We start from the raw sequence: 17,425 nt of genomic DNA, 5'->3' as shown, positions 1-17,425 counted from the left end.
GAAAGCTTCATAAAAGGGGGCAAAATTTGCCACCCTTTTCCCAGTTGACAAGTATCCCAGATCTTTACTCCTTCCCTCTTCTCTGACTTCTGCCAGAAATCAATTACACTCATTCCTTTTTTTTGTCAATCTGGCAGTACGGCGCGATCGCCATTTCTCAGGCGTCTGATCAGCCAATCAAATCGGGCTTGGGCAAGAGGCACGTTATCAATAATTTCGGGCGCTAGATCCTCGGGGTTCGTATCTTCTTTTAACAGCTCGCCCTTGGCATAACCGAGATACCTAACTGTACCCCGCAATCGGGTCGATAGGAAAATAGCGATCGCCCGATAAAATCGAGAGGCAAATCCTTCATCCTTTTTCAGTTTTTCCTCTAAGGCAATTCTGGGAACGGATAGCACTAAGGAGTCTTCTACTGCCTGAACCGTTGCAGAAGGGGGACGCGCATCAGCAAATGACATCTCGCCAACCACAGCACCGCTTGTTAAACGAGCAATTGTCTTCCCTTGCAAGGCAGAGACAGAAACTGATAGGGTTCCCTCTAAGAGAATGTGCAGCTTATCAATGGGCTGACCTTCCTGAATGAGGACAGTACCAGCAACAACTTCCTCTCGGTTCCCCGTTGCGACCATCCAATCGATATCATCGTCATCCAGCTCACCGAGTAAAAAAAATACTTTTTTCATAAGTGCTATTAGTCTCTATTATTGTAGTATTGTGATTCGCTTTACTATCTACTGCTACACCCAAGTTTGAAAAGTTTCCCGATTCTAGATTTGAAGCCGCTACTGTAGCACAGCCTTGTACTAGTCCAGACTTGGAGAATCACTTAGCAAGTTCCTAGAAACGTGCAGAGATTAGCTTGGCAGCTCTCTCCAGGCAAAACCCATGATTTAATGATGACAATGATCATGCAAAGAAAGCAATCTCTGTTCAAGTTGAGATCGATTGCTGAGTTATAGAATGATTAGTGGTATAATGGTGCGATTTAGTCAGTAGATGTCAGTAGAGCTTGAAGTCATCGACCCAAGCGATCGCATCCTTCGGTTCTAGGTGAATCAAATTCCAAACTGCTATATTACCGATAGAATTGCATAACCTCTTGGCATTCGGAGATAGGTGAAGGTGTACGAAAGCCAAGTCTAGGCGCGATCTCGCTTAAGTCCATGAAAAAGCGCCCTATTGTTGCTTTTTTCTAGGCTGTCGTGTGGCACTGTTTCAGCCATATTTGTCGGGCACGTTCTAGCGGTTTTTCAACCTAAAACCAAACTCATTCTACCAGAAAGCCGTCCTGGAAGGACGGGGCTTTATACCCAATTTTTTCGGCAAACCTGGAGAGCTAGCCCTAATTTTCCGAGTTCATTGATTGTTCAAAACCAGAAAAAAGGTTATCAAATCACGAGTATAGCGGCTACTGAATATCGATGGTTAGTGGTAATTTTAACGTGTAAATAATAGGTCAATAATTGAATCATGTCTAAAATCAAACGTCGTCATTTCTTGCAATTTGCAGGATCAGCTCTAGCCAGCATTGGGTTGAGCCAACTGGATATTATCCGCCAAGGCGATCGCTATGCAAAAGTGCTTGCCCAAAGTACTCCCCGCAAACTCGCTTTGTTGGTAGGTGTTAATAATTATCCTTCCCCTATTCCCTCATTGCAGGGGTGTCTAACGGATGTTGAATTGCAGTACGAACTGTTAGTTCGACGCTTTGGCTTCAATCCCAATGATATTCTCAAAGTAACCGATGAAACTCAAATAAAACCCACGCGACAAGGGATTATTGAGGCGTTTGAAAATCATTTAATTAAACAGGCAAAACCCGGTGATGTGGTGGTGTTTCACTACTCTGGACACGGTTCTAGAGTCATTGACCCCAACCCCCTTGATCCTGATAGCTTGAACGGTACGATCGTACCCTATAACCGCCAGATAGAGAGTGGTTCAGATACGAACAAGGTGCGGGATATTATGGGGCGGACGCTATTTCTCTGGATGCAAGCCCTACAAACAGAAGATGTAACAGTGGTGTTGGATAGCTGCCATTCGGGGGGTGGATTGCGCGGTAATTATTTGTTACGAGCTGTTCCTGTACGGCAGGGGGGTGGAGAGGATGAAGCAAGTCAGGCAGAATTTGATTACCAACAGCAGTGGCTCTCAACGTTAAACCTCTCTCCTGAAGAGTTTCAGGAAATGCGAAAGCGGGGGGTTGCTAAAGGTGTGGCGATTGGTTCAGCGCACCGCAACCAATTGGCAACGGATGCTCCCTTCGATGATTTTCATGCGGGAGCGTTTACCTATTTGCTAACCCGCTATCTCTGGCAGCAGCCTAGCAGCCTGCCACTTTCCAGTGTCTTTGTTAATTTGGCTCGCACAACGAAAGACGTGGCGGAGTCGTCTGGTATCGTTCAAGAACCCCTTTATGAGATTAAGCCAGGAAGCAATCGCGATCAGGAACCGATCTACTTTCTAGAAACATCTGCCCCAGCAGCAGAAGCGGCAGTACGGAGCGTTAATGGGAACAACATTGAGTTTTGGTTGGGTGGAGTATCGGCTCAAAGCTTAGAAGCATTCAAGGAGGGAGCGATTTTCACCTTGATTAATGACAACGGACAACCCCAGGGGCAAGTGGAGCAAACCTCTCGCTCTGGCTTGATTGGATACGGTACGATCCGTCCGGGAACACGCGCTATTGTTCAAGATGGTACTCTTTTGCGGGAGCAGGTGCGGGGTGTTCCCCTAAATATCAAGTTGCGGGTGGGAGTAGACTCGTCCCTAGGAAATGACGCCCAAGCAGCAAGTACAGCACTTCAGTCAATTAGTCGGGTGGAAGTGGTGCCGATGAACCAACAATCCGTCGTGGATTATTTGTTTGGGCGCATGAGTGAGGATTATTTAACGTTGGCACAACAGCAAGGGTTAACAAACTTGCCGCCCGTGGGAAGTTTGGGGTTGTTTACGGCTGGGTTGACTCCAGTTCCAGATTCCTTTGGTAACGTTGGAGAGTCAGTCACAGAGGCAGTCAAGCGAGTTCCCTCTCGGCTGAAAGTGTTGCTGGCAGGTCGGATTTTGCGACTCGTACTTAACAGTGACACCTCTGATTTAAACGTGACGATGAATGTTAAGCCTGTAGGAAGTAGGGGATTGCCTATTAGCACAGGCAGTCGGGCAGCCGAACAAGCGGGAATTGTACCTAAAACAGTTTCCAAAACTACGCTGACGCCGGGAACAGAGATTAAAGTTGAGGTACAGAACAATGAACAGGAGGATATTTATATTGGTGTGTTGGTGATTGGCAGTAATGGTGATATTGCCGTACTCTATCCTGTCAACTGGGATGCTCCTGAAGAAGCAGCACGAGTGGCAGCCGGAAAAACTCTGACTGTGCCACCATCAAGTGATAATCCAGAAAATGATTTCCACTTGATTGTACAAGGACCATCGGGTTTCATGGAGCTGTTGGTGGTAGCCAGTAAGCAGTCTCTACGGGATGCGTTGAAGGGATTGCAACAAATTGCTGGCAGCCGAGGAACGCGATCGGGCGACCCCTTGCCCCTAGAGGCGGATGAACCCGTAAAAGTGATCGATGATTTGTTAGGCGATTTGGATCGCAATACCCGTGATGCCCGTAGCACCATTGCATTGACTAGAGGTGTGCGGGCGGTGGATACGAAGCAGCTTGCAGCACTTTCCACCATTATTGAGGTGGTTGAGTAGTTGTACCCTTGATCGAGGTTCGAGCTTTAAAGACATGAAAGACATGGGTGAAGCTGACGTGGCGTTTATTTGGTGGCAAAAAATAGTTCAGTTCTGCCAGGAAATGAAATTCTGCTCTTGCCATGATTTCTGTATCCATTCAGAGAAGGTGGGGAACAGGGAATAGGGGATTTCACCACTCATGTAGACTGGCGATCATTACTTCATTGCCTCGAATAAGGCGGATATAGCGCGGTTTTCGTGAGAGTTGACACGCCGATCCATCCAAGCAATACTGACAGCAAACGGCAGAGCAATTGCTGCCAGATCGGGGTCGATTCCCTCCACTAATCGGTCGAGGGACTGAGGCACCTTTAATGCCGCTCGAATACCCAAAATCATTGGCTCATCCAGCTCTAACGCCTGTAGTTGCGGATAAAGTGTCTCCCAATCTACAAGGTTATCTGGGGTTCCAACTTGAATAATATAAGCCAATAGCCGTTGTAGCTTGCTCCGCTGCTGAGAGGTGATTTCCAAATAGGTTGGTAAGCCATTTTGAGTTTTAGAAGAGTCCTGTTGAAGATGGCTGATAATTTGCTGCCAGTCTGTAGCATCACAGGAGTCGGGCTTGCCCACCGTCAGAGAAACCTGAATTTCGTCAGACTCAGCACTCAGGTGGGTAACAACAGCCTGGACTCCCAAGTAACCTAGCCAACGGGCAATGGTGGCAATTAGGGTTGAGCGTGTTGCCCGAGTGTTGGCGAGTAAACGAATTTGGGTGTGTACTAACGGGCGTACAATTTGTGAAAGCATAAAACAACTTGGGTTAGAGAAATTCTACACAAGGTTCAACTACCCCACCCTACTTGGTTGAGGATAAGGATTGTAAAAGGTAAAGCTTACACGAAGAGTTGAATAGCCCACAAGCGTCTGATTGTTACGCAAGAGTGCATAGACAGTGGGCTTTGTCTGGCTGGCGCTAAGTAGGTAGCCGGGGATAAACGAACAATGTTGTATGCACGTCAAGATGCCGAAAACCCTTACCCGTTAAGTTCAATGTGCCAACTGAAGATCTTACACCCTTCTCAAAAACCAGATTTTAGGTAGGGTGGGCAAGATTTATAAAGCTTGAAATTCTTATGCTATCGTTATATTGGCTGAAAGTCATTGCTGTACTAATGACATCTGCTATACCTGTTGATGAAAAATCCGAGATTCCCTACTCCCCATTCCCTACTTTCAACTCCTGTTCCAGTTTTTTTAATTTTTCGAGTATCTCCTGATATTGAGCCGTTTTTCCTTGCTTCATATAGAGCTCTGCGGCTTTTTTATAATCCTCCACTGCACTTTGCTTATCCCCTAGTTTTAAGTGGAGGTTGGCGCGATTCTTATAAGCAACGACCGAGTTATTATCGAGCAATATTGTGCGAGTATAATCATCAATTGCCCCTTCTGTATCCCCTAACTTAGAACGGACATCACCTCGATTATTATAAGCTCCAGCATAGTTCGGATCGAGCTGTAGGGCTTGATCATAATCTTTAATTGCCCCTTCTTTATCTCCAGCTTTAAGACGAACATCACCTCGATTTTTGTAGGCTTCTACATTTTTAGGATCAATGCGAATCGCTTCATTAAAATCTTCAATAGCTGCGTATAAATCACCAACTTGAGCGTGAGCTTTACCTAAATTATTATAGGGAGCAGGATTTTGAGGCTCAAGCCATGCAGCTTGCTTGAAGTCTTCAATTGCGGCTGGTGTGTCGTTTAAGTATTGTCGAGCTTGACCCCGCAAGTTGTAAGCTTCAGCATGGTCTGGATCAATTTCTAGCCCTTGATTGAATTCTTCGATAGCTCCAGCGTAGTCACCCTTTTGATATTTATCTTTACCCGGCTGAAAAAATTTTAGAGCGGCATTTTTGGAAAAAATTGTTTCGCTTGGGATCAACAAAGGGTCGCTGTTCTCTTCTAGCAACTTATTTTCATCAAGGCTAGAAACGAGCTGGCTGCTAATTTCTAAAATACGGCTTTGGATTGTAAGCGAAATTAGCTTTTCAGGGGACTTTCCGAAGCCTTTGATTTCTACCGATCCAACTAATCCCAAAAAGATAATGGCTCCGCCAATGAGTAAGGTTTTGTCCGTATTCGACAACCCTGGTTTAATCGGAGTGTGAGAGAAGCGAGTCATGAAGGCAGGAATTCGGGATACAACCGACCGACAGGTCAGAACAATCAAGTCCTTCAAGCCAATGTCCAAATCAGGCGATCGCTCGGCTAGGGAGGCGTGAAATTGTGTAGGACTGCTAGGACTGATAGCTGTTGGTGGAGGTGCAAAAGACGACAGGGAAAAAGGAGTCGCATCTAAAGCATCTAACATCTCTCGCGCTGTAGTGTAGCGATCGCGATGATGCCCTTGGGTTGCCTTGTCTATAACAGCGGCAAACTCATCACTTACCCTAGAAGCGTGAGAACGCCAGAACATCTCGCCCGTGCGGGAGTCTGTTTCAATATCTTGAAAGGATTTTCCCGTTAGCAGGCGAATGGCTGTCATTCCCAAACTGTAGAGGTCGCTGGCATAAACGGGTCTTCCCGTTGCTTGTTCGGAGGACATATATCCTAGCGTACCAGCAACAATGGAGCGAGTGATTTCACCTTGGGAGTTCTCCAGCGTACCCATGGCTTCTTTCACAGCTCCGAAATCGATTAAAATGGGTTTACCATCTTTCTGTCGCAGAATAACATTGTCAGGTTTAATATCCCGATGAATAATTTTTTGGGTATGAACGTAATCTAAAATAGGTAAAATGTCAATTAATATTTTCCTGACTGCACCTTCGCTCAACCGTCCTTCTACTTGCAATTTATCGGCTAAAGTTTGTCCTTCAATCCACTCCTGAACGAGGTAAAAAAGTCCGTTTTCTTCAAAGTAGGCATACAAACTGGGAATCTGGTCGTTAGACTCGCCGAGTGCTTCTAAGACAGCAGCTTCTCGTTGGAATCGTTCTTGAACCGATCTGTAATACTCAATGTCATCGGCAATGGGTTTTAATAGCTTGAGTACACACAGACGTTTGGACGGCATATAGGTATCTTCTACCAGGAACGTCTGACCGAAGCCGCCGCTACCAAGAACCCGAACTACTTGATAACGATTGTTCAAAATCATTGGCTTGCACCTAGTCATATTTTGATGCCCTTTACCATTACGCAGATCTACTGTTAATTACTTACTTAAATGCCATCTATCCGGACTTGGCAGACGTTTTCGCCGAGGTGGTTTGAACTCTATTCTGGTGCTTTAGTTATGGGTAAAGACGTGCCGCAGCACGCCTCTACACTAATCATTCGTCCTAAGAATTTTAAACCTGTACACGTTTAGTCGTGATCTGAGCTTAATAAACAAGAAAGTTTACCCTATCAAGCCGAGGCTTTGCATTTGATCAGGGCTTCTGCCGCTGCCTGTAAAGAACGATAGTTAACGTCAGGCTTGCCGTTGAGGTAGAACAGCCCTTCTTGCGATTCACAGATTATTCCGGCTACCGTCCCATTTGGATAGCGAACCTCTAAGATCTGCTCAATTTGTTCAGATTGAAATCCTTGAATAATTTTATGCCATTTATTTCTACTTACAAAGTTAATTCTAATTGTTTCGTCCATAAGAAAAAACCTTAATCTGTCATCCATTTAATGATAATTTCAATAGCAATAACTCTGTGTAAATTAGGTATGAAGATTTCTGGAAAAATTGAAATAAGTATTTACGGTATCCTCATAGAAAATCTTCCCCGTTTGAGCGTGGGAACATTTTGAAGCATTTTGAGTCATAAACATTCATAGTGCGTATCCTCAAGAGAGTATAGTTTCCATGGTGATATCCAATCGCTGGCAGTCTAGAACAGCTTTACTCCTAGCACTGGGAATGACAGCAACGACAGCTATCCCAATTCTGCTGGCGACTCCAGCAACGGCAACTTTGCAACCCCACCTCTTGGCGCAACTCTTTCCCCAACAACCCACACAGGTTACACCGCAATCAACAAGAGTCAGGGTTTCATCTGGAACGGTGATTCCCATTCGCTCCGACGAGGCGGAGAAAATAGTCGTCACACCCAATGAAACTTTACCCGTGACGCTAACTGTAGCCAAGAACATTCGCTCCTCGGCGGGAACCATCCTCATTCCAGTGGGCAGTCAAGTTGAAGGGGAACTAAAACCCGTAGAGGGGGGTACTCAGTTTATTGCCAAAGAACTGATACTCAAAAATAGCAATCGGCGACTCCCAATCGAGGCCACATCTGAGATCATTACCGAAACCGAAACCATTGATGAAGGTACAGATGTCGGTAACATTTTCAAGAATGCGGCGATTGGTGCTGCCGCTGCTGCCGTGCTATCGGAGATATTTGGTGATCTTGATTTTATTGAAGTCTTGGCGGGTGCCGGATTAGGAGCGCTGGGGGGATGGATTTTGGGCGGACGCAAGGCGGCAGAAGTCGTGGTTGTTTACCCGGAGACAGATTTGGATTTGATCTTAGAGTCTGATTTATTACTCAACTAAGGCTTTCCTTTTCCCGTTTTAAAGAATCTTGCAAAACTTGAATCAGTTCTTGGGCAGCGCGGACGGTACAGGCAACCCGTTGGGCATTTTCGGGAGTCAGGGCGTAGTCACCGGAATGCATGACGGCATGGCGCAACCATTCCACATCTTGGAGTTGCTTTCTGGCAGTAGTCTTGCGGGCAAAGGCACCCAGTTTCAGGGCAGCCTCTCGCTTATCGCCAAATTCGCTAATGCTGATTTTGTCGATTGCCGTGTTGTTCCTTCTCGAATCAATCCATCGCTGCTCAATCAGAGTTGAACGTTCTGCTGATAAGGTTGCCATCCAATCTTTGTCATCGGGATAGTACTGTCGCAACCAATCGGCTAAAAGGAGTTCGACGCCAGTAATTAAGGTAAACAGCACTGGACGCACTGCTAATTTCTGCAAATCGCTAATCGTCACAATTCCAATGATGCGGTGTCCGTGGAGTACTAAGCGAAAGGGTGTCTTATCGGCTTCTTCGATAAAGGATATCAAACTGGCACTAGCGGAGATTAAGATTGACTCGTGAAGGGGTTGCATCGCTTTGCCCATGGAAATTCCACCTAAGACTTCCTTGGTCAGGGAAAATTGGGGACGCTGCCAAACTCCTACGATATTATCTTGGTCGCGTACAGGAATATAGTCAAAGGGTTGAAAGTCAGGATGTGTGAGAATGTCCTTAACGGTGTCCTTTGCGTCGCAGGTTTTGAGATCAAAGGTGGTAATTAAGGAAATAGATATTCCCCGTTGTAGGGCACAAAGGGTTCGATTGACTCCACCTTCTAAGGGGTGACTCGCCCACGGTGTTGTATTCATGTCGGTTTCTAGCGATCGCGAAATTGAAGTTTGACCGGGTTTGGGTGAATCTTCTGTATTTTAGTAGTTCGTGTGTTTTTTCTGGGTAGTTGATAAAATCAACGGGATGTTGGGACGGAGCGATCGGTGATGGATAACAATTCTATTCCTAGCTATGGTGTCGTACTGGTAACGGCTTCTTCTGAGAATGAGGGAGAAGCGATCGCTAAAGCGTTAGTTGAATCACGAATGGCGGCTTGTGTCAACCTAAAGCCTGTCCGATCAATTTACACCTGGGAGGGTAAGGTGAATTTGGCGCAAGAGTGGCAACTGATCATTAAAACAGACTTAGCGCAATTGGAGGCGTTGGCGGCGAAGATTCGGGAGTTGCATTCTTACGAAGTCCCCGAAATTATTGCGCTGCCTATTGTGGCGGGTTCTGAGTCTTATTTGCAGTGGATTTCGGATAACGTATCGTCCTAATAGCGATCGCACTTTGGAGAGGTAAGTGAGATGAGGTGCGATCTGCTTTCCCCAAGTACGGATAATGGGAGTAAATCTGGCAAAGGAGAATGAATAGCTATGGTGAGTGCGATCGCTGCCTCAAATGAATCTAAAATTAACTCTAAAGTTTTCTCTGTAGACGACTATTTACTTAATCCCCCTGAACATATGGAATGGGTGGATGGGCAATTGGTGGAGAAACAGGGAATGACAGCCAAACATAGTCGGATTCAAGCCAAACTAGCTGCTTATTGGATAAATTACAAGACTTCCAGCGGTCAGGGAGGAGATGTTTACACTGAAGCCTCTTGTTGGACGGGGGAACGGGGGCGTCGTCCTGATGTTTCTTATCTGACACCAGAATTGGTTGAACAATTTGGCGATTTTACGGTTTTATCCCAAAGTTTTCTCTTAATTGCTGAGGTTATTTCGCCAACTGATGGGGCGGAAGAGGTTTTTACTAAGGTTAAAGAGTATTTGCAATCGGGTTGTCAGGAAGTTTGGTTACTGTTTCCTGAGAGTCAGTGGGTTTTGGTTATTACTGAACAGCGGCAAATTTTGTTTAATCGGGGTGATGTTGTTAGGAGTCAGAGGGTTTTAGAGGGGTTTAGTGTGGCGGTTGATGATTTGTTGGCGTGATTAGCGATCGCACTTTTGAGGGGTGGTTCAGATCCCCGACTTCTTAAACAAGTCGGGGATCTTGCCTTGACGTATTCTAGTTCCTCTGTGGTTAAAGAGAAGGGAGATACCTGATAACGTCCTAGTAGCATCAGGAATTCTACTCGTGAGATTCCGGCTAATTGAGCAGCACGTCCTGATGAAAGTTTTCCGAGTTCAAAGAGTTTAACGGCGGCTAAGATTTGGAGTTCTCTGGCAATAGTTTCGGGTGTTTCTTTGAGGCTGATTAATATTTCTTCTGGAATATCGAGTTGAATGGTACTCATGGTTGATAGTTCAGGCGAGATAATAATGGAAACTGGGGGTGGGTCAACTTACCAACTTGGAACACGTAAACTCAGATCGTAACGTGGAGTTGTAGAGATGCCTGGGTTTTGTATGCGGTCAAGGTACTTGCCACTATAACCAATTCGCCACAACAAAACTTCGTCAATCCACTGGATAGCTTGGTTAATCAACTTCTTGCGTTGCTCAAGTGTCATGGTGCCTACTATTGGATGAACTGCATCGTTTCGCACCTCAAGAAAAGAAGGAACATCATCTATATCGTTGTAACCTCTACTCTGAGTTAAGCCTATGTGTTCAAGTAACAATCTGAGACGTTTACCAGTTATACTAATATTTTCCTGACCTGGTTTTTTACCGAGATTCCAGCGTTGTATAGCTGCTGATTTTTGTGTTATATCAAAAATTAATTTACAATCAGCTTTGATCGTAGAATTAGTTTCCTCTTCAACAAGAATGGTGTAACTTAATCGTTCAAGGGCAGCACCAGCAGCACTTGCTATAACTTGCCATATTGTCCTGGGGCGTGTTGCCTGAAAATACTGAGCAAGTGTAAAATCAAAAGTCTCTTGCCATGATGGGTTTTGCATCATTCGCTCGAAGCAAGGTAAGTAGTTTATGTAAACTCTAAGGTCGCTTTCTCCAGTCACCCATGAAGAACACAGTTGTTCGAGTGGAGTAGTTTCAAATGCTAGAGAAACCGCACAAGAAGTTTGTCTTAATGGCTCCTTCGCATATTCGTATCCCTCAATGTAAAGAGGGCCAATATAGCCTCCGTTGGCGTAAGACAAAAATCGGCTAAGGTGTTTAAGGCGCTCTAAAGCATTCTTGAGTGTCATAGTCTGAAGCTCAGAAAAAGTTTCAGGCTCTTTCACCTTGTATTTGGGTTGGTAAAGCCTTCCTACGGTAGTGATGAGCGTACCTGTATTGCGATTCTTTCGGTCTAGCCAAGCTAGTGCATCAGCACGGATATCTAAGCGAATACTCCAAATATCATCTAAATGTGATTCTATATACCGTCCTCCTTCCTCTGATGCTACTTCTCTATCACTGTTCGTTTCTCTTGAACTTTTTCTTATTCTCTCTTGGAAGACACTTGTGGACTGAAAGCGAGTGTTAGGTAGATAGAAAGTAAATACGTGTGCTTCTGCTTCTATGTCACCGTAAACCGCCTCAGCAGTTGATCCTCTTATGGCTTCTCGTGGTCCCAGACTGGAAGAAGAACCACTGCACACTGGCTTCTTTATGGAAAATAAGTGTCCAATTAGGGAGTCTAATGGCTCTATTCCCCAACCAGCACCATAAGGAAAATTGCATTGAATCTCACCGAGGATTTCAAATTCCCAAACAATACGCGGTGTGGGATAAACTTCAAGTTCTGCTAGTAAACGTCCCTCGCAGTCGTTAAGCTTGGCGATATTGTTGTAGAGTTTGACTTTTTCTTTGAGGAGTAGGTCTTTATGTTGAGGAAGCATTGTTAAGATCAACCAATCTGTATTATGATTGTATTATAGTATAGCGCGATCGCTCCAAACTCCAAAAGTGCCAAAAACATTCATTCCTTACCAATTGCTCTCCGATTGTGATCGCAGCTATGTTTCCTTATCGGGAACACCCGTTACATCAATGCCTATCGCACTACAGACAGTCTGAAGCGAAACACCTAACTCACGCGCCAGAGCCACTGCTCTATCAATTCGTGGCAGCTTAATCCCATTTTCCCAGTCATAAATTTGGCGTTCAGATACTCCAATACGCCTTCCCAGTTCAGCTCGAGTCAGTTCAGCCGCTTCTCTGAGGAGTCTTAATTCAGATTTTCTTTCGTTTGAGTCTGCCATTATAGAACTTAAATTCCGGAACTTTTGCTCTTGACAGTCAGAGTCAACAGCAGCTAAAGTTCATGTTGGTACACAGCATAAAAGACCAGCCGACTGAAACAGTTCCGTCTAGATACGGCGTGGCTGACTGGTCTTTCCTTTTCAGTGTCTCATCTTAATCAAATATCTATGAAAAAATCCAAAGCGATCGAAGCTCATCGCGTCGCAACAGACATGGCTGTCCAAAAAAAACAACCCATAACCCAGAACATCTTATGACCTACAAAGACCAACTCAAGCCCTGGTGCATCATTCATCCCCTTGCTAACAAACAAACCGCCATCATCCTTCGCTGTCGCCGCCGCAGTGACGCAGAAGCCTATCTGCAAATCTTCCGAGCCAATAATCCCAGCATTCGCTACCAAATCATGTTAGACACTGCCCCAGAAGCCATTCCCAACCCATCCAACTAAGCTGAAGGGGTGACAAGCTAATCAAAAGCTTGATGGAGAGAAATTGACAATCAATGGCTCTTCAAACGTTTGGTAAATACTTGACAAAACCAGCTCCATATACTCATTCAAATACTCGTGCTGCTGACGATTGGGGCGCAATCTCCCACCCTCGATAGAAAAAAGTTCAGCAGCAGCGATGCGAGAGTAATGCAGATTTTCCTGCGATGCATGAGATAGTAGACTCCCATACTCAACCGTTGGGATCAAACCGGGAGGTAAATGACCTTCTAAAAGTCTGACAAGACGTTCGTAACAAGGGCTAGTATTGAGACCTCGCCGCTCTAACCGCTGTAGGATATCCCCAATACTATAGGTATGCAGTGAAAACTCAACGCCGCTGTTCGTAAAAGCTCGTAAGAGTTCCAACAGTAGGAAATAATCACTGTATTGCTGCTGATGATAATTTAAAACCTGGGGATAAAGAGGTACAGTTGCCAGTCCAGCCGCAACCCAACACTCTTCAGGTAAATCGACAGTTTCAATGAAAATGGCATTGGGAAATTTTTGCTGTAGCCAGTGCTGTACCTGGGGGAAAGTCATACTCCCGCCTCTACAGACAAGTTGAACGATTCCTTGTGCCAATAATCCAGCTTTAGCCAGCAGCGTGTTGAGCTGTTGGTTGAGCTGCTCGAGAAACGGGAAAATAACCTTTGTCTCTAAATCCCGACGCTTCACCGTCCAGCGATCGCGTCCCAGCTCTAAAGTAAATTCCTCTTTGTGTTGTAAAATTAGCTTCAAATAGCCACAAGCTTTGAGCAGTGCCTCTCCAAAATCCGAACTCTGCAACAAGAAAGCAGCGCGATTGCGTTTTAGCTCGTCAGAGTGACCGGGTTCCGGAACTTCTAAATCAGGTTCAAGGGACAACTTCTGACGTTGCGTCTCAGACAATTGGGGATACAACAACTGCCAGAAAATATCCTGATCGATAGCCTGACCTCCATAAGACCAGCCATGTAACGTAAAGTTGTTGTAGGTCAAACCTTGAAGGTTATGGGGCAAATTCACGACACCTAGTTCTGTAGTCGTTGCTCCGGCATTAATTGCCAAAGTACTGCCACGCTGAGGATACCAAGGTGAAGGTCGGTTGCCAGTCTCTGGGTTTTCTATTCTGCCAGTGTCTTGTCCCTTAAACCTGGGTAATCCTGCCAAAATAGTGGCAATCGCATCTTCAACGAAAACAATTTGTTTAATTTCCGGCACCAACTTAGCGGCAATAACCGCTTCCCGGAGGTTGAGCTGATAAGTATCACTCCCATCGACCGGACAATTTAAAATCACTCCCGCCAGTTGCCCTAAGGCACTACCCAGGGTTTCCGAATCTAGACCTACCCCTGCCACTGCGATCGCTACATCTGGTAAGGTACTCTCTGGTGTGAGAGTCGCTAAAATAGCCTGAATAGACCACCTTACCCAGTACAGAGAAACAAGTTGCTGACCTGGCAACTGCAAGGTAGGTTCCCACTCATGACGCTGGGGACAGTAGTAGGGAATTCCAACCTGCAAATAGGGTTTGAAATTCTGTAAGTAGATTCCCGGTTCTTTTGCCAAGAGAGATGCCAGGGAACCAATCGCCACGGATGCCCCTGGGGGTTCAACAAAAAGCCGTTTTACCCCAAGACCTGAATAAGTTATAGCCGGTAAGCGAAACAGAGTCTCCCCAAAACGAGGTTTTGCGAAGGAGTCGTTCACCCTTTGCAAGTTATTCTGCCAGTAAATCGGGTACTGCTGACCCGTAACTTGATTCAGAAGGACAGCCGAAACACCAGTCGTTCCGAAATCGATTCCCAAATACCAGAGGGCGTTACTGGTATCTGCCTCTGGTCGAGCAGATTGTGGAGGCATTGAGGTAAAGGTGGTAATGAGAATTTTTTATTCTACACCTGTGATGTTCTCATTCTGACCCTCGTTTTGCTCACGATTCGATAAATTATCATCCCCCCGTGGACTGATGGCATCTATTTCACCAGTATCCTCAACTTCATTTTCTGGCTCCTCATCTGCTACCAATGCTGACTCAACGGGTTCAGGTGCTGGCAGAGCTGTTTCTTCTTCCTCATTGGCAACATCATCGAAATTGTTAACGGATAACTCATCAATTGCGACCTTCTCCCAGCTAGAAAAGGGTAAATCCTCGTCTGAGAAATCGTGGAGTGCAAATTCTTCCCAATCTTCTGCCAGTAACTCTTCTGACATGGGAAATAGTGGTGGAGGTACTAAATCCGGCTTGGGTATTGGTGCAGGGGTTACAGGGTTACTCTCGCGTTTTGGCTGTTGCTCTTGAGGAGAAACTTCCTCATGCTCAAATTCTTCAAAGCTGTAGAGGTCTTTGCTGAGTTGCTGTAGGGTATCTCGATTGAGCTGAATTTCCCGGTCGGCATAACTGGTAAATTCATCATCCTGTGCCAGCAAATCTTCATCAGGTGAAGCGGGAATGTAGCGCTCGTCCACCCTATCAAGGTGGGGGTCTATCTCAGGTATTTCCTCTCCCGACCATTCCTCTTCTCTAGGCATAGGAGTTACGGAAGTTGCTGTTTCCAGTAGAGAGTAACTCAACCCCATCTCGTCTAACAAATCGGTTAAGGTAGCGATCGTGTCAACGTTGTCTGAAGTCTCTGCATGGGTCGGTGGGGAGATTGCCTCTGACACCTGACCTTCTGCCACATCTGTCTCCTGAGAAGTACGAGCTACGGCATCTTCAAACAATAGATTCTCCCATGACATGGGCAAATGTCCTTCCGTTTGGATGCTCGATTCTGCCTCAGCCGGTTCGGTAGCTGGATCGACCAATCCTTCAAAAAGATTCTCTTCTACAAGGACTAAAGGCGTCGAGTCGCTACAAGTCGGTTGGTTTTCCCTTGGGGGTTGAACATCAGTAACCCCTGTTGGTGGTTCTGAGGTTGGCGCAGCCGCCTCACCTGGGACACTCAATTCATCTGCCTTGACTGCATCAAAGGACAAATCTGTACCGAAAAGACTTTGATATAAATCTTCAATGTCTTGGCGGTAGCTTTGAGTGTTCAACTGCTGTTCTGTGACTGCCTCCGATTCTGCCAATCTGTTGGATTCAGAGGTGTTTATCGGTTCTGCTGAAGAGGGTGGGGCTTCAATTGATGTCTCATTGTCCAAATCTTCTAGGAAATCAAATTCTTGACTTTCTTCAATATTTGTTGTATATAAATCTTCAGGCTCTGGGAGTGATTTTAAAGTATCAACATCTAGCTGGATGAAGGTATCAATGCGATCGCTTTCCTTGAAGGGTTCTGTATCAAGTCCTTCAATCGCTTCCCAATCTTGGGACTCAGTAGTTTCCCCAAAACTCTCGTTAAGGGCTGCCTCGGCACTAGTATGCAGGGTTCCTGTGACATTGCCAATTCCGGCTGTATTTACCGAGAAGGGGGGCTGTAGCAGTCCTTGTTGCTCGGATAAGGGGTTTAGCTGCGGCGTCAGATTGAGCGACACCACGCTCGATACATCGGCGACTGGATAAGATGTTGGCTCTGTTTCTGTCCAACCTTCACCGAGTAGCTGATTTGGGGGTGAGGGTTGACTCGTCGTTTGGGGGGAGTGAAGCACCACTTCAGACAATGGGGTTGAAGATTGCAACCGCGTTGAAGTTTCTCGTCCCAACTGTTGGGCTAGACGATTCACTAGGGCTGTAAACAGCATCTCCCCTTGCAGGCTCAACCGATGCATCGTTTCTAGTCCCTGAGACAACGATTCCTCATAGCTGTAAAGGTTGCGCTGGAGTGTCTCAAAGATCGCCCGTTGATTGGCATCAAGAGTGGTTAGCATATGATCAGACTCCCTTTGCAACTGCCGGAATTGTTCCAACCGCTCTTGGGGGGGCAGGATTTCAGAAATAGTAGTGGATTTTGCTGCCGTTGGGGATTTACCACTTAATAGTTGGGCTTCCAAATTCACCAAAACTTGAGTAAGCTGCTGGGTTAAGCTTTCGGTGGAATTGTTAATTAATTCTGAAATTTTTTGGGTTTGTGCCGCTTCTTGCTGGGCAAGGGTATCCTGTAGTTGCCGTCTCCTGCCCTCTAGTTGCTCGATTTCTCGAATCAAAGACTCTTGCTGCTGGCGCAACCCTGCCAGTTCTGTCTGTAAGGGTTCCTTTAAATCAGCGCGTAGAGCCTCGATTTCGTGAGAAACGCCTTGCACAATTTGCTCGATGGCTGACTGCTGAGTTGGCAGGGCAGGGGGCGATTTCTGCTGCTGAGACGTTATATAGCTGCGAATTCGCTCCAGAATTTGGCGCTCTTGCGCCCCATCACTTGACTTAGAGAAAGGCAGGCGAGAGCCAATCTTGGCGACGATGTGATCGATATCAGCAATCAGAGATTGAAGATCCTTGTGAGAAGTCACGGCGGAATCCTTGGATAATAACGTAGAGTGGCGCAGGAGTAAATTCGATTCCCCTGCCTCTAATGTTAAATCGCCAATGCCGTTAAGCGATGTGTCATTAGCCATTTGTCCTTTGTTGTATTGAGTTCACTAGCGGATTTACGCTGTCAATTAGCTTTCGAGCGCACATCACTGCTCTCCCAGCTCC

Annotated in this window: 16 protein-coding genes and 1 pseudogene; 6 read left to right on the top strand and 11 right to left on the bottom strand. The window is 45.9% G+C overall.

The window, feature by feature from the left end:
• Positions 1-125 precede the first annotated feature (125 nt).
• Positions 126-686: a cyclic nucleotide-binding domain-containing protein gene (locus IQ257_RS09905; protein WP_193873275.1), complete on the bottom strand. Its 561-nt coding sequence runs from the start codon at positions 684-686 to the stop codon at positions 126-128.
• Positions 687-1,473: 787 nt separating this feature from the next.
• Here IQ257_RS09905 and IQ257_RS09900 point away from each other — a divergent pair.
• Complete coding sequence (locus tag IQ257_RS09900; protein WP_193873274.1) at positions 1,474-3,717, top strand: caspase family protein; 2,244 nt, start codon at positions 1,474-1,476, stop codon at positions 3,715-3,717.
• Here IQ257_RS09900 and IQ257_RS09895 read toward each other — a convergent pair.
• From IQ257_RS09895 to IQ257_RS09885, 3 genes are all read right to left on the bottom strand, one after another.
• A complete protein-coding gene (locus IQ257_RS09895) occupies positions 3,698-3,856 on the bottom strand; it encodes a hypothetical protein (protein ID WP_193933013.1) in 159 nt (52 codons plus the stop codon). The genes IQ257_RS09900 and IQ257_RS09895 overlap by 20 nt on opposite strands.
• Positions 3,857-3,915: 59 nt before the next feature.
• Positions 3,916-4,509 (bottom strand): hypothetical protein, encoded by a 594-nt coding sequence (locus IQ257_RS09890; protein ID WP_193873273.1) that lies wholly within the window; start codon positions 4,507-4,509, stop codon positions 3,916-3,918.
• Between the two features lie 406 nt (positions 4,510-4,915).
• Positions 4,916-6,862, bottom strand: a complete 1,947-nt coding sequence (locus tag IQ257_RS09885) for a tetratricopeptide repeat protein (RefSeq protein ID WP_193933011.1) — start codon at positions 6,860-6,862, stop codon at positions 4,916-4,918.
• 69 nt (positions 6,863-6,931) lie between these two features.
• Between IQ257_RS09885 and IQ257_RS09880 the strand changes: the two genes are divergently transcribed.
• Entirely contained in the window at positions 6,932-7,075 is a 144-nt protein-coding gene (locus tag IQ257_RS09880) for a hypothetical protein (protein ID WP_193873271.1), read from the top strand.
• A gap of 38 nt (positions 7,076-7,113) precedes the next feature.
• Here the strand turns inward: IQ257_RS09880 and IQ257_RS09875 are convergent, their stop codons facing one another.
• A complete protein-coding gene (locus tag IQ257_RS09875; protein ID WP_193873270.1) occupies positions 7,114-7,353 on the bottom strand; it encodes a hypothetical protein in 240 nt (79 codons plus the stop codon).
• A gap of 208 nt (positions 7,354-7,561) precedes the next feature.
• Between IQ257_RS09875 and IQ257_RS09870 the strand changes: the two genes are divergently transcribed.
• Positions 7,562-8,254 carry a hypothetical protein gene (locus IQ257_RS09870; protein WP_193873269.1) on the top strand — a complete coding sequence of 231 codons (693 nt, stop codon included), beginning with the start codon at positions 7,562-7,564 and terminating at the stop codon, positions 8,252-8,254.
• Here IQ257_RS09870 and IQ257_RS09865 read toward each other — a convergent pair.
• Positions 8,247-9,092 carry a hypothetical protein gene (locus IQ257_RS09865; RefSeq protein WP_193873268.1) on the bottom strand — a complete coding sequence of 282 codons (846 nt, stop codon included), beginning with the start codon at positions 9,090-9,092 and terminating at the stop codon, positions 8,247-8,249. The genes IQ257_RS09870 and IQ257_RS09865 overlap by 8 nt on opposite strands.
• A gap of 129 nt (positions 9,093-9,221) precedes the next feature.
• Here IQ257_RS09865 and cutA point away from each other — a divergent pair, with 129 nt between their 5' ends.
• Both cutA and IQ257_RS09855 read left to right on the top strand, forming a co-directional pair.
• Positions 9,222-9,554: a divalent-cation tolerance protein CutA gene (cutA, locus tag IQ257_RS09860; protein ID WP_193873267.1), complete on the top strand. Its 333-nt coding sequence runs from the start codon at positions 9,222-9,224 to the stop codon at positions 9,552-9,554.
• A gap of 99 nt (positions 9,555-9,653) precedes the next feature.
• Positions 9,654-10,214, top strand: coding sequence for a Uma2 family endonuclease (locus tag IQ257_RS09855; protein WP_193873266.1), 561 nt, complete (start codon positions 9,654-9,656; stop codon positions 10,212-10,214).
• Positions 10,215-10,288: 74 nt separating this feature from the next.
• Here IQ257_RS09855 and IQ257_RS31465 read toward each other — a convergent pair.
• From IQ257_RS31465 to IQ257_RS09840, 3 genes and pseudogenes are all read right to left on the bottom strand, one after another.
• A pseudogene (locus IQ257_RS31465) lies at positions 10,289-10,519 on the bottom strand (UPF0175 family protein); the annotation flags it as partial.
• A gap of 48 nt (positions 10,520-10,567) precedes the next feature.
• Positions 10,568-12,013, bottom strand: coding sequence for a hypothetical protein (locus IQ257_RS09845; protein WP_193873265.1), 1,446 nt, complete (start codon positions 12,011-12,013; stop codon positions 10,568-10,570).
• A 117-nt stretch (positions 12,014-12,130) separates the two neighbouring features.
• A complete protein-coding gene (locus IQ257_RS09840) occupies positions 12,131-12,376 on the bottom strand; it encodes a helix-turn-helix transcriptional regulator (RefSeq protein ID WP_193873264.1) in 246 nt (81 codons plus the stop codon).
• 254 nt (positions 12,377-12,630) lie between these two features.
• Here IQ257_RS09840 and IQ257_RS09835 point away from each other — a divergent pair, with 254 nt between their 5' ends.
• Entirely contained in the window at positions 12,631-12,828 is a 198-nt protein-coding gene (locus IQ257_RS09835; protein ID WP_193873263.1) for a hypothetical protein, read from the top strand.
• Between the two features lie 21 nt (positions 12,829-12,849).
• Here IQ257_RS09835 and IQ257_RS09830 read toward each other — a convergent pair whose 3' ends face one another.
• Together IQ257_RS09830 and IQ257_RS09825 are read right to left on the bottom strand one after the other, a co-directional pair.
• Entirely contained in the window at positions 12,850-14,712 is a 1,863-nt protein-coding gene (locus IQ257_RS09830) for a hypothetical protein (RefSeq protein WP_193873262.1), read from the bottom strand.
• Between the two features lie 27 nt (positions 14,713-14,739).
• The gene (locus tag IQ257_RS09825) at positions 14,740-17,343 is read right to left on the bottom strand and encodes a hypothetical protein (RefSeq protein WP_193873261.1); all 2,604 of its coding nucleotides are present in this window, start codon (positions 17,341-17,343) and stop codon (positions 14,740-14,742) included.
• Between the last annotated feature and the right edge of the window lie 82 nt (positions 17,344-17,425).

The organism is Coleofasciculus sp. LEGE 07092 (genome assembly GCF_015207375.1).
GTDB lineage: Bacteria > Cyanobacteriota > Cyanobacteriia > Cyanobacteriales > Coleofasciculaceae > LEGE-07092.
This window is presented reverse-complemented; position numbering and strand designations above follow the sequence as displayed.

What these genes read in the sequence shown, in the direction of transcription:
- IQ257_RS09905 (WP_193873275.1), bottom strand. Translation starts at nt 686, where the DNA reads ATGAAAAAAGTATTTTTTTTACTCGGTGAGCTGGATGACGATGATATC.
- IQ257_RS09900 (WP_193873274.1), top strand. Translation starts at nt 1,474, where the DNA reads ATGTCTAAAATCAAACGTCGTCATTTCTTGCAATTTGCAGGATCAGCT.
- IQ257_RS09895 (WP_193933013.1), bottom strand. Translation starts at nt 3,856, where the DNA reads ATGGATACAGAAATCATGGCAAGAGCAGAATTTCATTTCCTGGCAGAA.
- IQ257_RS09890 (WP_193873273.1), bottom strand. Translation starts at nt 4,509, where the DNA reads ATGCTTTCACAAATTGTACGCCCGTTAGTACACACCCAAATTCGTTTA.
- IQ257_RS09885 (WP_193933011.1), bottom strand. Translation starts at nt 6,862, where the DNA reads ATGATTTTGAACAATCGTTATCAAGTAGTTCGGGTTCTTGGTAGCGGC.
- IQ257_RS09880 (WP_193873271.1), top strand. Translation starts at nt 6,932, where the DNA reads ATGCCATCTATCCGGACTTGGCAGACGTTTTCGCCGAGGTGGTTTGAA.
- IQ257_RS09875 (WP_193873270.1), bottom strand. Translation starts at nt 7,353, where the DNA reads ATGGACGAAACAATTAGAATTAACTTTGTAAGTAGAAATAAATGGCAT.
- IQ257_RS09870 (WP_193873269.1), top strand. Translation starts at nt 7,562, where the DNA reads ATGGTGATATCCAATCGCTGGCAGTCTAGAACAGCTTTACTCCTAGCA.
- IQ257_RS09865 (WP_193873268.1), bottom strand. Translation starts at nt 9,092, where the DNA reads ATGAATACAACACCGTGGGCGAGTCACCCCTTAGAAGGTGGAGTCAAT.
- cutA (WP_193873267.1), top strand. Translation starts at nt 9,222, where the DNA reads ATGGATAACAATTCTATTCCTAGCTATGGTGTCGTACTGGTAACGGCT.
- IQ257_RS09855 (WP_193873266.1), top strand. Translation starts at nt 9,654, where the DNA reads ATGGTGAGTGCGATCGCTGCCTCAAATGAATCTAAAATTAACTCTAAA.
- IQ257_RS09845 (WP_193873265.1), bottom strand. Translation starts at nt 12,013, where the DNA reads ATGCTTCCTCAACATAAAGACCTACTCCTCAAAGAAAAAGTCAAACTC.
- IQ257_RS09840 (WP_193873264.1), bottom strand. Translation starts at nt 12,376, where the DNA reads ATGGCAGACTCAAACGAAAGAAAATCTGAATTAAGACTCCTCAGAGAA.
- IQ257_RS09835 (WP_193873263.1), top strand. Translation starts at nt 12,631, where the DNA reads ATGACCTACAAAGACCAACTCAAGCCCTGGTGCATCATTCATCCCCTT.
- IQ257_RS09830 (WP_193873262.1), bottom strand. Translation starts at nt 14,712, where the DNA reads ATGCCTCCACAATCTGCTCGACCAGAGGCAGATACCAGTAACGCCCTC.
- IQ257_RS09825 (WP_193873261.1), bottom strand. Translation starts at nt 17,343, where the DNA reads ATGGCTAATGACACATCGCTTAACGGCATTGGCGATTTAACATTAGAG.